Source organism: Cupriavidus sp. GW822-FHT02D05 (genome assembly GCF_058802485.1).
The window spans coordinates 32,840-45,968 of record NZ_JBXAOE010000004.1; the positions used below are offsets into that span (position 1 = coordinate 32,840).

The window sequence follows — 13,129 nt, forward strand, 5'->3', positions numbered from 1 at the left end:
CTACTCGATCGTGATCACGATGGCCACGCGCCGGTTCTCCGAGCGGCCGGCAGCGGTGCGGTTGTCCGCCACCGGCTTGCTCTTGCCCAGTCCGCGCACCTGGATGTTCTCGGGCTGGAATCCCGACGTGGCGAGCACCTTCGCCACCGCCTCCGCGCGCCGGACCGATAGCTGCTGGTTATAGTCAGCCGAGCCGGAATCGTCAGTGTGCCCGTCCAGCCGCACCTGATCGATGCCCGCGCCTGACAGCGCCAGGCCGATACGCTGCACGGCCTCTTGCCGGTCTGTGCTGATCACATCCTCGTTCAGGCCGAAAAGCACCTTCTCGGACAAGCCGAGCTCCCAGCCGTTCTCGGTGAGCGTGAACCCCTGCGACTGCAACGCCTGGACTTGCGCAGGGGCGAGCTTGGAAGCGGGCGCCGTCTGGCAGGCGGCCAGGGCAACGGTGATGGCCACCGCGGCGGCAGCCAGGCCCCGGCTGCCAGTGATTCGCAGGTTAGATAGCACGATCCATGTCCCCATCATTTTTCTCGTTGTCCTGGCGCTCGGGCCCGAAGGCGAATTCGGGCCGCCCCAGCCGCGGCTGCGCGCTCTCCCAACCACCTCCCGACCTGCGCTTGGCCTCGTACATGGCCTCGTCCGCGGTCTGCATCAAGGTGGCGGCGGTCTGCGCATGAAGCGGAAACACGGACAACCCGATGCTAAGCGACGCTTCGATCCTGGTGCCGCTCGACAGTTGCACAGGGTCCTTCATGCGAAGCAGGATATGCTCCGCGACCTGGATGAGATCGGCAGGCTTGCGCAGCGAGGTGAGCAGTACTGCGAATTCATCGCCGCCGAGCCTGGCCACCAGGTCGCCCTCGCGCACGCAGGAGCGGATGCGCCGGGCAATGTCGGACAACACCTCGTCCCCGGCGGCATGGCCAAAGTTGTCGTTGATCTTCTTGAACGCGTCGCTGTCCAGGTAGAGCACGCCGGCGTAAGCCTTGGAGGTGCCGGCAAAGCGCACGGCCCGATGCAGCGCATCCTCGAACGCCGCCCGATTGAGCAGGCCGGTCAGGCTGTCGTGGCTGGCGCGGTGCGCCAGCGACCTGTTCTCGTGCTGGAGCTGGTTCTGCCAGGTCTCCAGTTCGTCGAGCAGGCCGTTGAAATCCTCCCCGAGCGCGTTGAGCTCGGCAATATGCGCCGGCGGCGTGCGCTGGTCGAAAGCGCGCTCTGAGCGCACGGCATGGGCCACGCGCATGAGGTTGCGCACCGGCTCGATGATATGGACCAGCATGCGGCTCGACATGTAGTGCGCGCTGACCGCGGTAAGCAGCAGGCAAGCCAGCAGCCCCAGCAGCCCGCTGAGCACAAAGCGCAAGAGGTTGCCGGTGTAGGCGGTCAGGCGGACGGTGCCCACCGCCTGCGTTTCATGCAGGATCTCCTGCTCCACCGGGCCCAGCGCCATCACGCGGCTGGCCAGGCGCTGCAGGCCGGGAAACCGCTCGTCGGCCGGGCGCTGCCACTCGGCCAGCAGGCGGTTGTCCTTGTCATAGACGCGGGCCTGGGCCACCTCCGTCGCGGCGATTGCCACCAGCGCCTCGTTGGCGGCCGCCTGGTCGCGGAACACCACCGGCGCTTCCAGCGTGTACGCCACGGAGCGGGCAACCAGGCGCAGGTTGTGGTCGGCATAGACGCGCAGCGCGGCCAGCCCGAGCGCGGTCAGCGAGATGCCCGCCGTGCACACGGCGATCAACGCCACGCTGAGATGAATACGGCGCAGCGCGTTGTACAGCGTCGGACGCGATCTCGTCGCGTCGGGCCGCAATGGCAGCTTCATGGCGATGGCCCCCGGCGGCGGCCAAGCTGCAATACGGCCGGATGGATATGGATGCCGCTGCGGGCAACGGCATCCAGGTTGACGCGGAACGAGACGTGGCCATCGACCACGTTGAGGCAGAACATGCTGCCGATCTCGCACTCGTAGTCTTCTTCCGTGATGACAAGGACCGGGCGCCCGATCAGCTCCGTCGACAGCTTCTTGCGCCGGGCATCCGTCATGGGCCCGAGGTAGACGGAATCGCAGCCCGCGGTGGACACGCCATCCTGCAGGTCGATGCGCCTGGATTGCACGGAGCGGCCGGTTGCCAGGACGCCGCCCTCCGCAAGCTTGGCGCCGTAGCGGGCCGAGCCGTCCACGCACAGGCGCAGGACTTCCCGCTCGGTTGGCCAGCGCGCATAGCCAAGCAGGCTGAACACCACCCGCGCCACCGCCTCGGAACGCGGGGGGGCCGTGTCCGCAGCGGTGTGCTGCGACTGCGCGCAGAGGATGGCGGCAAGCAGGGCCGGCAGCAAGCGCGGCAGGCGCGAATGCTTGCGGCCGCGGCTCGGACTGGCTGGGGCGGTAGCCGTTTGAAGAGGCAAGTGGTGAGGCCTACCAAGTAACGCATTTGGGGAACGCCGCATCGCGCAGCGAGCGATGTGGCCTGACCTGGCTAGCACGATCAAGCAGGGATTCCGGCCCGGCGCGAGCGCCACTGGAATCCTTGCTAGCCCAAACCCTTTAACGGCGCGCCCGCTTTTATATTTACCCCTTATTTCTGGCCCGGCGCCGCCGGTGACGCCGAAGCCAGGCCCGCGACTTGCCGCAGCATCGCCATGGGGCCGAGCCGCTCGATGGTGCGCATCTGTGCCTCGTTCCGCACAAAGAACGATCCTGCAAACCCGAGCGTATTGACCGAGATGCCCTCGACGGACTCCGCCGACCTTGGCACGATCAGCATCCCAAGCGGCGTGACGAGCAGGTTGTATGGCGCCAACGGCTGCGGTTCTCCATCCACATCGATCACCCGCACGCCAGCCGCTGCCAGCAGCGCGCGATAGCGCGCAAGTGCGGTGCGCGCCAGATCCGGCCCGCGGGCCGCCGGCAAAGCCAGCGGCGCGAACGCATGCGAAAACGCCAACCCCGGCACGATGCCGACGGCGCCATCGATGCGCGCGGCCGCAAGCAGCGGCGCGATGGGCAACGCCGGGCCTTCGCTGGCAAGCGGCAGCGGCACCAGTTGCAGGTGCTTGTGGCGCTGGCTTGCGCCGGCCGCCGCACCCCCGTTATAGAAGCCAAGGCCATCGAACTCGGCCATGCAGGCAAGCAGCGCCTCGAAATCCGCCAGGTTGAGCAGCGCGTCCTGCGGCTCGAAGCGGCGGGTAACGATCAGCAGGTGATGGTCCAGGACGTTGAACTTGTTCAGCAGCGCAAGATGGGTCTCGGAGATGTCGGCGACAAACAGGTCCGGGTCGTAGGGAAGGAACGGGTCGGTGCCCGCCTGGTTGCCGGGAACGGCGTTGTCCTTCTGCCGCGCCTGGCTCTGGTCCCTGTCGCGGTCCTTGCGCGCAAGGCTGGAAACCTGGCGCACCAGGAAACGCACGCCGCCATCGTCGATGCCCGCCTGGAAGGTCTCGATAGGACGCAGCGCGCCACATCGCAGGGCGTGCTCCGTCTGGCGCAGGATGGCCGGCCACAGCGTGCCGGGCTGGAGAGATCGATGTGGCATGGTCTGGCCCAAGGGGTGAGTGACTAAAGCCGGGGGGCTGATCGATCTTATCCCTCGGAGGCAGGGCAGGCAGGAAGTGACACTCCCTTTATTACAATGCGTGGAAGCCACCTGGGGAAACAGAGGAAACCACAGGGGCCACCACAGAGGACACCAATGAGCAACGCGCGGAACAACGGCACGCACCGGGCAAGCGCTGGTCCCTCCCCGCTCGCATTTACCTGCTGGGCGCCGTGATCCTCGCTGCAGGCTGGATCGCAGGCGTCCTGATCTATCTGTGCGCCGCGAGCGACGAGGCCGGCGACCTGGCCTACGGCCCCGGGTGGAAGCGGCAATATGATTTCCAGCTCGAACGTATCGGCGGCAAGGCTGCTGTACTGGCGGCCGAGTTCTCGCAGTGGTTTTCGGATCTGTGGCACGGCAAGCAACTGGCCTTCACCGTGGCGATCCTGTGCACGGCCATCGCGTTTTTATGCTTCTTTGTGGCGCGTGAGCTGTCCCTGGCCGCGAACCGCGACGACTGAAGCCGTATGCGGCGACAAGCCTTGCAACGCCATCACGTCGTCACGTCATAGCAACGGCAAGCCGGCATTGCGCTTGACCTCGCCCAGCGACAGCATGGATTCCACCGCCGTCACGCCGGGCAATGTGCGCAGTACATCGCGCATGAAGATGCCGTAATCCTCCAGGTCGCGCGCGACCACCAGGAGCAGGTAATCGGCGCTGCCCGACACGTTATGGCACGAGACGATGCGCGGGATGGCCTGGATCTCCCGCTCGAAGCGGTCGGAGAGCTCACGGCTGTGCACGCCAAAGCGGACCTGCGTGAACGCCATCAGGCCAAGCCCCAGGGCCTGGCGGGACAGCACCGCGCGATAGGCCTCGATATAGCCGTCGGCCTCCAGCCGCTTGAGCCGGCGCGCGCACGGTGTCTCGCTCAGCCCCACGGATTCCGCCACGCTGGCGTTGGTGGCGCGTCCGTCCGCCTGCAGCGCCATCAGGATGGCGCGATCGATTTTGTCGAGATCCAAAAGCAAGCCCTCAATAAACCAGAAAAAATTAGCGGATTCCCCCAAATTATATGGGTTTCATCCATAAAATCGCCAGAATTCCCTCATACCCCTGGGTCATGATGTTGCCCTCGTCACCGCATGCATCATGGTCTCCCTACATTTGCTCGTTACCTTCATCGGCGCCCTGGCCGTGGTCTATGCCTTACCCGGGCCTGACATGGCACTGGTGCTGCAAACCAGCACCGGCCGGGGCGTGCGCCATGGCCTGGCCACCGTCGCCGGACTCGCCATGGCACGCGCCGCGCATGTCACGCTCTCGGCATGCGGCGTGGCCGCGCTGCTGCGCGCGGCGCCCTGGCTTTACCAGGGCATCCGCGTCGCGGGCGGCCTATACCTGGCCTATGTGGCCGTCCAGATCTTCCGCAGCCCGGCCTTCGGGATGCACGCCGGCACCGGCGCGGCCGCACCGCCGGTGCGGCTGCGCGCCTCCGTTGCCAAGGGCGCGCTCAGCAGCATCCTGAATCCCAAGGCCCTGCTCTTTTGTTCCGTGCTGTTGCCACAGTTCGTGGATCCGCATGGCGCGCCGGTGTGGTCGCAAGTGCTTGAGCTCGGCGTGGTGCTGGTGCTGACCGGCGTGGCCTTCGACCTGGCGTGCGTGTTCGGCGCGCTGCGCCTGACCGGCTGGCTACGCCGGAGCCCGCGCGCGCAGACGGTCCAGCGCTGGTCCTTCTCAGCCGCGCTGCTGGCCTTTGCCGCGCGGATCTCCTTCGAGCAAAGCTAAGCACAGGACGACAGCATCTCCACGCGTGTGACGCCTTTTGCCCACCGGCAACACGGCTCTGGCAAGAACAGCGCGAGGTGCTAGCCTTACTAGGCGGCCAGGCACCTTGAGTCTGCTTGAAGGGCCGCCGATGCACACCAAGCGGCAAGGGGGCCATGGACAAGCCCGTCATCATTGCGGTCGACGACGATCCCGTCCAGGTCCGGCGGCCGCTCATGCCGCGAACACCGGCAAACGCGGCCGCCCCCTGACAACCCGGGAGCCGGAACACCATGGATAGCAAGACGCAACCCGCCGCAGCCCCGACCGACGCGCCTGGCGCGGCCAGTCGGCCCATCGATCAGCAAGTGGTCTTCGTCCTGCAGGGCGGGGGCGCGCTGGGCGCCTTCCAGGCCGGGGTCTACCAGGCGCTGCACGAGGCAGGGGTCGAGCCCGACTGGGCCATCGGCACCTCCATCGGCGCCATCAACGGCTCGATCGTGGCAGGCAACCGGCCAGCGGATCGCTTGCCGCGCCTGCGGCAGTTCTGGGAGCAGGTGGGCCGCCACGGGCCGCTCGAACTAGCCCGCCTGCTCTCGGGCGGCGACGGCACGATGTCGAACCTTGCAACCCTCACCCAGGGCATCCCTGGCTTCTTCACGCCAAACCCGGCGGCCTGGTTCGGCACGCGCGTGCCGCTCGGGGTGGAGCGGGCCGGCTTCTATTCGGTCTCGCCACTGCGCGACACCCTGCTCTCGCTAGTGGATTTCGCTTACCTCAGCGAGAAGCACACGCGGCTCACCGTCGGCATGGTCAATGTCCGCAGCGGCAGGATGTGCTACTACACCAACCGGGACACCGCGCTGAGCGTGGAGCATCTGCTGGCATCCGCGGCGCTGCCGCCGGGCTTCCCGGCGATCCGGATCGACGGCGAAGCGTTTTGGGACGGCGGCATCTGCTCCAACACGCCGATCGAAGCCGTGCTCGACGACCACCCTCGCCGCAGCTCGGTGATCTTCGCCGTGCAGCTGTGGCCCCTGCAAGGCCCGGAGCCCGACACCATCTGGCAAGCCATGGGACGGCAGCGGGATATCCAGTACTCAAGCCGCGCCGAAACCCAGCTGGAGCACCAGAGGCAATTGCACCGGCTGCGGCATGTGATCCGCGAACTGGCCAAGCACATTCCCCAGGCGGAGCGCAGCACGCCCGCGGTCGAGGCGTTGCTGGGCTGGGGCTGCCATACCACCATGCACGTGGTCGAACTCAATGCGCCGTCGTTCGACGGCGAAGACCTGACCAAGGATATCGACTTCAGCGCCGCCGGCATCGACGCGCGCTGGAACGCTGGCTATGTCCACGGCAAGCAAGCCATCGCAGCCGCGCCCTGGCGCGGCGTGCTCGACCCGATCGAGGGCATCGCGGTGCATGTGGCGCTGACACCGGCGTAGGTGCGTTGACGCCGCGCTGGCACGACGTCCCGGGATTGAGCGCTCGCCAGCAAGGCTGGCGCGGGCGCGCTAAGATGGCACCCCTGTTGTCTCACCGGCCTGACAGCCGCCCCGCCACGCACGCGGATCCGCCGTTGATTGATTGATCAATCGACGCCCGCGCGCTCCCTGACCAGCCAGGACACATCACCATGGATCTCGAACTTCGCAATCAACGCGTGCTCATCACCGGCGGCAGCCGCGGCATTGGCCTGGCCTGCGCGGCCGGCTTCCTGCGCGAGGGTGCGCGCGTAGCCATCGTTTCGCGCAGCGCCGAGAACCTGGCCAAGGCCTGCGCCAGCCTGGCCGAAGGCGAAGGCGAATACGCCAAGGACGTGGTCGCGGTGTCCGCCGACCTGACCGATATCGCCGCGGCCGCGCGCGCGGTAGAGGAGGCAGTGGCCGCGCTTGGTGCCATCGACATCCTGGTGACCTCCGCCGGTGCCGCCAAGCGCCGCCCGCCGGACGAGCTGACCCCGCAGCTGTGGCAGGACGCCATGGCCGCCAAGTACTTCAGCTACATCAACGTGATCGACCCCGTGGTCAAGCGCATGGCGCAGCAGGGGCGCGGCGCCATCGTCAATATCGTGGGCATGGGCGGCAAGCTGGCCAACCCCGCCCACCTGGCGGGCGGCGCGGCCAACGCGGCGCTGATGCTGGCCAGCGCCGGCCTGGCCAATGCCTACGGCAAGCAAGGTGTGCGCGTGAACGCCGTCAACCCGTCGGCCACGCATACCGAACGCCTGCAGCAAGGCATGGAAGTGGATGCGCGCATCGGCGGCACGACCGTGGAGCAGGCATTGGCACGCGCCAACGCGCGCACTGGCCTGGGCCGCCTGGCCACGCCGGAGGACGTAGCGGACGCCGTGCTGTTCCTCGCCTCGCCCCGCGCCAGCTATATCTCGGGCGCCATCCTGTCGGTCGATGGCGCCACCACGCCCATGGTGGTCTGACGCCGCTGAACGCTACCGTACAGACGCGCCCCGCCACGTGTGCGATTGTCAGGCTACAGTCTGCACAAGGAGCGTGTCATGAACAGCATCGTCTGGTTGGTAGGCGCGGTGGTCATTGTCCTGTTTGTACTCGGCTTTTTCGGCCTGAGGTAACCGCGGGCCGCGACACCAGTTCGATATAGCGTCGAATGGTCGCGGCCTTCTCGTACTGGCGCGACATCAGCGACAGATACGACGTCACCTCCAGGCCCGCGATATCCCGGTAGACAAGGCTGGGCAGGCTGATGTGGCCGGCCACGGCGTTCGGGACAATCGCCACGCCTTCGCCCAGCGACACCAGCGTCAGCACCGCCACCAGCCCGCCCGGCTGCGGGCCCAGCCTGGGCACGAAGCCACCCTGCTCGGCGGTGGACAGCGTGCCCGAAACCTGTTCGGGAAGAATGAATGTCTCCGCCTTGAGATGCGCGGGCTGGATCTCGGCCAGGCCGCACAGCCATGAGTCGCTGTGCAGCGCGAGGATAAAGCCTTCGGGCGCCAGCGGCAGCGCGTCCACGCCCTCGGGCAGGTTCATCGGGGAGCGGATATAGGCGATGTCGACCTGCCCATCCCTGACCTGCTCAGGCAGCGTGCCCATGGGCGCCTCGCGCACCAGCAGCTGCACATCGGGGCAGGCCTTGCGGAATGCCGCGACTTGCCGCTGGAGCACGCCCGAGTAGGCCGCCGAGGCGACATAACCCACATGGATCTTGCCGGTCTCGCCACGCGCCTCGCGCTGCGCGCGCAGTTGTGCGGCCTCGAACTGCGCCACCACGGCTTGCGCTTCCGCCAGCAGCACCTCGCCGGCCGGTGTCAACGCCACCGAGCGCTGGTTGCGCTCGAACAGGCGAATGCCAAGGCTGGCTTCCATCTCCTGGATCTGGCGGGTGAGCGTCGGCGTGGAAATGCCGAGCCGCGCAGCGGCCCGGGTGAAGTGCAAGTCCTGGGCTACCGCGATGAAGTAGCGAAAGTGGCGCAGTTCCATCGGTTTGCTGTTTTCCTTCCGAGTACTTTCTGATTGTTAGCTAACAGGCAACAAAATAGCACGGCCGGCGCAACAACGCGCGGCCCTGCCCGCCGTATCCTAGCCCGCATCCAATCAAGGAATGCGACAGGAAGCGACGACATGCGGCACAAGACAAAGCGGCACCCACAGCCCGCCGGGCACGGCACATCCGGATTTATTTCATCTCAGGCAATATCGCCGGCAGGGCAGTATGAGCGGGAGCCGGCATGAGCGGCATGAACTCGCGCGCCGCGCTGCTGACCGCCTCGGGCGCCTGCGCGCTGATCGTCCTGGACACCAACATCGTGGCTGTCACGCTGCCGCGCATCGCGAGCGACCTGCATGCCACGTTCTCCGATATCGAGTGGGTGGTCAGCGCCTACATGCTGACCTTTGCCGGCGGCCTGCTGCCCGCGGGCAGCCTGGCCGACAAGTTCGGCCGCAAGCGCATGCTGCTGACCGGCCTGGCGGTCTTCATGCTGGCCTCGCTGGGCTGCGGCCTGGCGGGGAGCAGCCTGGCGCTGAACCTGGCGCGCGCCGTCAAGGGCGTGGGCGCGGCCATGCTGCTAACCTCCGCGCTGGCGACCATCGCGCACGCCTTTCACGATGAGCGCGAGCGCGCCCGGGCGTGGGCCTTCTGGGGCGCGTGCATGGGTGTGGCCATGCTGGTAGCGCCCGGCCTTGGCGGCGTCATCAGCCAGGCGTTGGGATGGCGCTGGGTGTTCCTGCTGAACCTGCCGGTCGGCATCGTGCTGGGCGCCATGGTGCTGCGGCATATCGCGGAGTCGCGCGACACGGGCGCGGCGCGCATCGACCTGTGGGGCGGGCTATGCTTTTGCGGCAGCCTGTTCCTGATGATCTGGGCCCTGATCGAGGCCAACCGCATTGGCTGGGGCGATACGCACACCCAGATGCGGCTGGCCGGCGGCGCCGTGCTCTTCGCGCTGTTTATCGGCGTGGAGCGCATCCAGCGCCGGCCCATGGTGGATCTCACGCTGTTGCGCAATCCGCGCCTGATCGGCGCGTTGCTCGGCATGGCCGCCTATGCCGCCTGCGCCCAGGTGATGATGACCTTGATCCCGCTATATCTGCAAACGGGCCTCGGGTTCTCGGCGATCGCCTCAGGTGCCGCCATGCTGCCGTTTGCGCTGACCATGCTGATCTTTCCGCGCATCGGCGTGCGGCTGTCGGGACGGCTGGACGCGCCGTCGATGCTGGTGTTCGGGCTCGTGCTGGTCGGCCTCGGCAACCTGCTGAGCGCGTGGGCGGCCGTCACCATGTCCTACCTGCCTTTCGCGCTGGCCATTGCTGTCACCGGCAGCGGCGCGGGCCTGCTCAACGGCGATACGCAGAAGAACATCATGGCCTGCATGCCGCGCGAGCGCTCCGGCATGGCGTCCGGCATCAGCACCACCACGCGGTTCAGCGCGATCGTGCTGTCCTTCGGCTTGCTCGGGGGCCTGCTCGCCTACCGTACCCAGGCCACATTCGACACGGCGCTGCATGCGCATGAGGAAAGCTCGGGGATAGTGCCCGGCCTGGCCGCACACATCATCCCGCGCGTGGTTGCCGGCGACCTGCACGGCGCGATGGCCGATGTGCAAGCCCCGCTGCGCAGCGTGCTGGAACCGCTTGCGCGCACCGCCTTCGCGGATGGCTTCGCCTGGATTCTTTGCGTGGCCGCCGGGGTTGCACTGCTCAGCGCCGTCCTGGTGCGCCTGCTGATGAAGGACGAATCGCCGGCGCACCAGGCGGTGCGTGTGGAAGTGCCGGCGCGCCGCTAAAGCGCGCCGTGCCAACCACTCAATCGATCGTCATGTGCGCGTCGTGCACGATCTTGCCAAGGCGCTGCTTCTCGTCCTGCACAAAACGCGTGAACTCCATCCGCGTGCCCGACACGGGGCGGTAGCCATAGGTCTCGAACTGCGCGCGCAGGCCGTCATCGCTCTGGAACGCGGCCTGCGTGGCTTGCGCGATGCGGTCCAGGATCGGCGCCGGCGTGCCCTTGGGCGCATAGATGCCGCCCCAGTGCTCCATGCGGATGCCTGCAAAGCCTTGCTCCGCCGTGGTGGGCACGTCCGGCAACGCCTGCGCGCGCTTGTCGTCGGTCACCGCCAGCGCGCGCAGCTTGCCGCCGCGCAGGAAGCCGAGCACGCCAACCGGGGCTTCGGACGCCAGGTCGATCTGCCCGCCAATGACCGCGTTAAGCGTTTCCGAGCCGCTCTTGTAGTGCACCAGTGTCACTGGCACGCCGAGCGCGGTCTCCACCATCTCCGCCGCGAAATGCCCGGTGCTGCCGGCGCCGGCGGTGCCGAACGTGATGCCACCCTTGGCCTTGCCGTAGGCCTGCAGCGCCTTCAGGTCCTTGATGTCCTTGATGTCCTTGCGCGAGGCACCGGCGCCCACCACCATCACCGACGGCGCCGCATTGGTGCTGACCACAGGAACGAGGTCGCCGTCGGCGTAGGGCATCTTCGCGCGCAACAACGCGTTGGCGACCGCGCCATTGCCGGCGATCAGCAGCGTATAGCCATCGGGCGGGCTCTTGGCGACAAACTCCGCGCCGATGATGCCGCCGGCGCCCGGCTTGTTGTCCACAATCACGGTCTGGCCCAGCTGCCGGCCAAGCGCCTGCGCGATCAGCCGCGTGGTGATGTCGCCCGGGCCGCCGGCCGAGAATGGCAGCACCAGGCGGATCGGCTTGTCCGGCCAGTGCGCCTGCGCAACGGCCGAAAGGCTGGATAGGGCCAGCATCGCGCATGCTGCCATCCGGGCCAGCACGGCACGCCGGGGGATTCGTTGGGTCATGTCTCACTCCTGGTGTTCTTTGTTGACGGCAGGCACTCAGTCGAACGCGCAGCCCACCGGCGGCGCAAGCAGGGCGAGCAAGTCGCGCACATCGTCGAGCTGCTCAAGATCCCGCACCATGCGCTCGATGGCTTGCTGCCGCTGCGGCGCAATCAACCCGTCCGTCAGGGCCCTGTACTTCGCGGCCACTTCGTCGCTCGATTGCGGCGCTTCGATGGCGCGCGATGCCGTACGATTGACCTCGATGCGCTGAGCGTCGGTGAAGGTCACGGCCAGACGCACGCGCCCGCGTGCCCGTTGCCCGCCTGCGTCGAAGGCGGGATCGTGGCGCACGGCGATACGCGGCAGCAGCGCCCAGACATCGTCGGCATCGATGCGCGCCGGCGCGAACTGCGGCACCAGCGCCGCGCCGTCCAGCACCGCTACCGCAAGCGCGTAGCCGATGTTCATCTGCGCGCCGATTGGCGTCAGCGGCCGCTGCGGCACCCACCAGCCATGGTGATAGACGGCATGCGACACATCCACCTCGATAGCGGCGATCTCCCGTGCCTTGAGCGCGCGCTGCGCGCCCACGTCGAACAGCGCATCGAGCGGCGCGTGGATGCCACCCATGGCCGCGTACGGCTTGATGACGATGCGCTCGACTTCCCAACGCTCGCCCAGGCCATCGGTGATCTGCGCGGCGTCCGGCGCATGCCCTTCGCCGAACGTCGAGAGAAAGCCGCCGTACTCGCGCTCGAACACGCGCTTGATGCCGGTGTAGCCGCCCGCCGCCAGCACCGCCGCGTAGAGCCCATTGCGCGCGGCGAAGCCGTGGTGCATGCGCTTGCACATGGCCTCGTACTGCGCCGCCATCAACCCGGCCGACTGCGTGCCGGCCAACCCCAGCGCATCCTCAAAACGCGCGGCGTCGAGCCCCAGCAGCTTGCCCACCGCGGCGGCGGCTGCATGCGTGCCGAACACCGATCCGGAATGCCAGCCGCGCGACAACATCTGCGCGCCGTGCAGGGCCATGCCCACGCGCGGGCCCACCTCATAGCCGGCCATGGCCGCCTCCAGGAAGCGCCGCCCGCACACGCGGCTCTCGCCTTCGGATGCGGCCCACAGCGCGGGCAGCACGAGCGAGGCGCTGTGCAGCGGCCCGAGCGGATGGTAGTCGTCAAGCTCAAACCCCTGGATAAAGGTGCCATTGAGCAGCGCGGCGCCCGGCGCGCTGGTGCGCGCCCCCCAGCCGACGATGGTGCGGTCCCCCTGCCCCTCCATCTGGCGGACGATGTTGGCGGCGGTGCGCGACCACGGCAATTGCGCGCCGACGATGGCACAGCCGATGCCGTCCAGCGTGAGCGCCTTGGCGCGCTCGCGCGCGGTGGCGCTGGCTTGCTCCAGCCGGAAGGCGGCCAGCCATTGGGCGAGCCTGCCGGTGGGCCCGTCGGGATCGGTTGGCGGCATGGGTGCGGCGTTCTGATTCTGATCCTGGTTTTGCATGGTGTGTCTGTCTATGTGGCGTTACGTGAGGCTACGTGGAGACTGGCG

13 protein-coding genes are annotated in these 13,129 nt (G+C 67.7%); 5 read left to right on the forward strand and 8 right to left on the reverse strand.

All coding sequences use genetic code 11. The annotated features are described in order from the left end of the window. The 4 genes from yfiB to AC1RQK_RS06685 all read right to left on the reverse strand — a co-directional run bounded on the left by yfiB (position 1) and on the right by AC1RQK_RS06685 (position 3,533). Entirely contained in the window at positions 1–522 is a 522-nt protein-coding gene (gene yfiB, locus AC1RQK_RS06670) for an outer membrane lipoprotein YfiB (protein ID WP_492374430.1), read from the reverse strand. Beyond that, on the reverse strand, positions 497–1,822 hold the full coding sequence (gene dgcN / locus AC1RQK_RS06675) for a diguanylate cyclase DgcN/YfiN (protein ID WP_492374407.1): 1,326 nt from the start codon (positions 1,820–1,822) through the stop codon (positions 497–499). Before dgcN ends, yfiB begins: the two co-directional genes overlap by 26 nt. After that, positions 1,819–2,448 (reverse strand): regulatory sequestration protein YfiR, encoded by a 630-nt coding sequence (yfiR, locus tag AC1RQK_RS06680; RefSeq protein ID WP_492374406.1) that lies wholly within the window; start codon positions 2,446–2,448, stop codon positions 1,819–1,821. Before yfiR ends, dgcN begins: the two co-directional genes overlap by 4 nt. Before the next feature lie 128 nt (positions 2,449–2,576). Further along, positions 2,577–3,533: an ATP adenylyltransferase family protein gene (locus AC1RQK_RS06685; protein ID WP_492374405.1), complete on the reverse strand. Its 957-nt coding sequence runs from the start codon at positions 3,531–3,533 to the stop codon at positions 2,577–2,579. Between the two features lie 233 nt (positions 3,534–3,766). Between AC1RQK_RS06685 and AC1RQK_RS06690 the strand changes: the two genes are divergently transcribed. Next, positions 3,767–4,057, forward strand: coding sequence for a hypothetical protein (locus AC1RQK_RS06690; RefSeq protein WP_492808144.1), 291 nt, complete (start codon positions 3,767–3,769; stop codon positions 4,055–4,057). A 45-nt stretch (positions 4,058–4,102) separates the two neighbouring features. On the opposite strand, the gene AC1RQK_RS06695 is transcribed toward AC1RQK_RS06690, so the two are convergent. Next, complete coding sequence (locus tag AC1RQK_RS06695) at positions 4,103–4,564, reverse strand: Lrp/AsnC family transcriptional regulator (protein ID WP_492374403.1); 462 nt, start codon at positions 4,562–4,564, stop codon at positions 4,103–4,105. A gap of 127 nt (positions 4,565–4,691) precedes the next feature. On the opposite strand from AC1RQK_RS06695, the gene AC1RQK_RS06700 reads away from it, so the two are divergent. The 3 genes from AC1RQK_RS06700 to AC1RQK_RS06710 all read left to right on the forward strand — a co-directional run bounded on the left by AC1RQK_RS06700 (position 4,692) and on the right by AC1RQK_RS06710 (position 7,746). Next, entirely contained in the window at positions 4,692–5,327 is a 636-nt protein-coding gene (locus AC1RQK_RS06700; RefSeq protein ID WP_492374402.1) for a LysE family translocator, read from the forward strand. Positions 5,328–5,599: 272 nt separating this feature from the next. Further along, positions 5,600–6,754 (forward strand): patatin-like phospholipase family protein, encoded by a 1,155-nt coding sequence (locus tag AC1RQK_RS06705; RefSeq protein WP_492374401.1) that lies wholly within the window; start codon positions 5,600–5,602, stop codon positions 6,752–6,754. 191 nt (positions 6,755–6,945) lie between these two features. Beyond that, complete coding sequence (locus AC1RQK_RS06710; protein WP_492808147.1) at positions 6,946–7,746, forward strand: SDR family oxidoreductase; 801 nt, start codon at positions 6,946–6,948, stop codon at positions 7,744–7,746. Positions 7,747–7,858: 112 nt separating this feature from the next. Here AC1RQK_RS06710 and AC1RQK_RS06715 read toward each other — a convergent pair whose 3' ends face one another. Further along, positions 7,859–8,767, reverse strand: a complete 909-nt coding sequence (locus AC1RQK_RS06715) for a LysR family transcriptional regulator (protein ID WP_253932335.1) — start codon at positions 8,765–8,767, stop codon at positions 7,859–7,861. 248 nt (positions 8,768–9,015) lie between these two features. Here AC1RQK_RS06715 and AC1RQK_RS06720 point away from each other — a divergent pair, with 248 nt between their 5' ends. Beyond that, positions 9,016–10,572 (forward strand): MFS transporter, encoded by a 1,557-nt coding sequence (locus AC1RQK_RS06720; RefSeq protein ID WP_492808149.1) that lies wholly within the window; start codon positions 9,016–9,018, stop codon positions 10,570–10,572. Between the two features lie 19 nt (positions 10,573–10,591). On the opposite strand, the gene AC1RQK_RS06725 is transcribed toward AC1RQK_RS06720, so the two are convergent. Together AC1RQK_RS06725 and AC1RQK_RS06730 are read right to left on the reverse strand one after the other, a co-directional pair. Continuing rightward, positions 10,592–11,596 carry a Bug family tripartite tricarboxylate transporter substrate binding protein gene (locus AC1RQK_RS06725; RefSeq protein WP_492808151.1) on the reverse strand — a complete coding sequence of 335 codons (1,005 nt, stop codon included), beginning with the start codon at positions 11,594–11,596 and terminating at the stop codon, positions 10,592–10,594. 36 nt (positions 11,597–11,632) lie between these two features. After that, positions 11,633–13,081 carry an MmgE/PrpD family protein gene (locus AC1RQK_RS06730; RefSeq protein ID WP_492808153.1) on the reverse strand — a complete coding sequence of 483 codons (1,449 nt, stop codon included), beginning with the start codon at positions 13,079–13,081 and terminating at the stop codon, positions 11,633–11,635. Positions 13,082–13,129 lie beyond the last annotated feature (48 nt).

Coding starts and splice junctions, on each gene's coding strand:
- AC1RQK_RS06725 (WP_492808151.1), bottom strand. CDS start 11,596: ATGACCCAACGAATCCCCCGGCGTGCCGTGCTGGCCCGGATGGCAGCA.
- AC1RQK_RS06710 (WP_492808147.1), top strand. CDS start 6,946: ATGGATCTCGAACTTCGCAATCAACGCGTGCTCATCACCGGCGGCAGC.
- AC1RQK_RS06700 (WP_492374402.1), top strand. CDS start 4,692: ATGGTCTCCCTACATTTGCTCGTTACCTTCATCGGCGCCCTGGCCGTG.
- AC1RQK_RS06685 (WP_492374405.1), bottom strand. CDS start 3,533: ATGCCACATCGATCTCTCCAGCCCGGCACGCTGTGGCCGGCCATCCTG.
- dgcN (WP_492374407.1), bottom strand. CDS start 1,822: ATGAAGCTGCCATTGCGGCCCGACGCGACGAGATCGCGTCCGACGCTG.
- yfiB (WP_492374430.1), bottom strand. CDS start 522: ATGGGGACATGGATCGTGCTATCTAACCTGCGAATCACTGGCAGCCGG.
- AC1RQK_RS06720 (WP_492808149.1), top strand. CDS start 9,016: ATGAGCGGCATGAACTCGCGCGCCGCGCTGCTGACCGCCTCGGGCGCC.
- AC1RQK_RS06730 (WP_492808153.1), bottom strand. CDS start 13,081: ATGCAAAACCAGGATCAGAATCAGAACGCCGCACCCATGCCGCCAACC.
- AC1RQK_RS06705 (WP_492374401.1), top strand. CDS start 5,600: ATGGATAGCAAGACGCAACCCGCCGCAGCCCCGACCGACGCGCCTGGC.
- AC1RQK_RS06715 (WP_253932335.1), bottom strand. CDS start 8,767: ATGGAACTGCGCCACTTTCGCTACTTCATCGCGGTAGCCCAGGACTTG.
- yfiR (WP_492374406.1), bottom strand. CDS start 2,448: ATGCGGCGTTCCCCAAATGCGTTACTTGGTAGGCCTCACCACTTGCCT.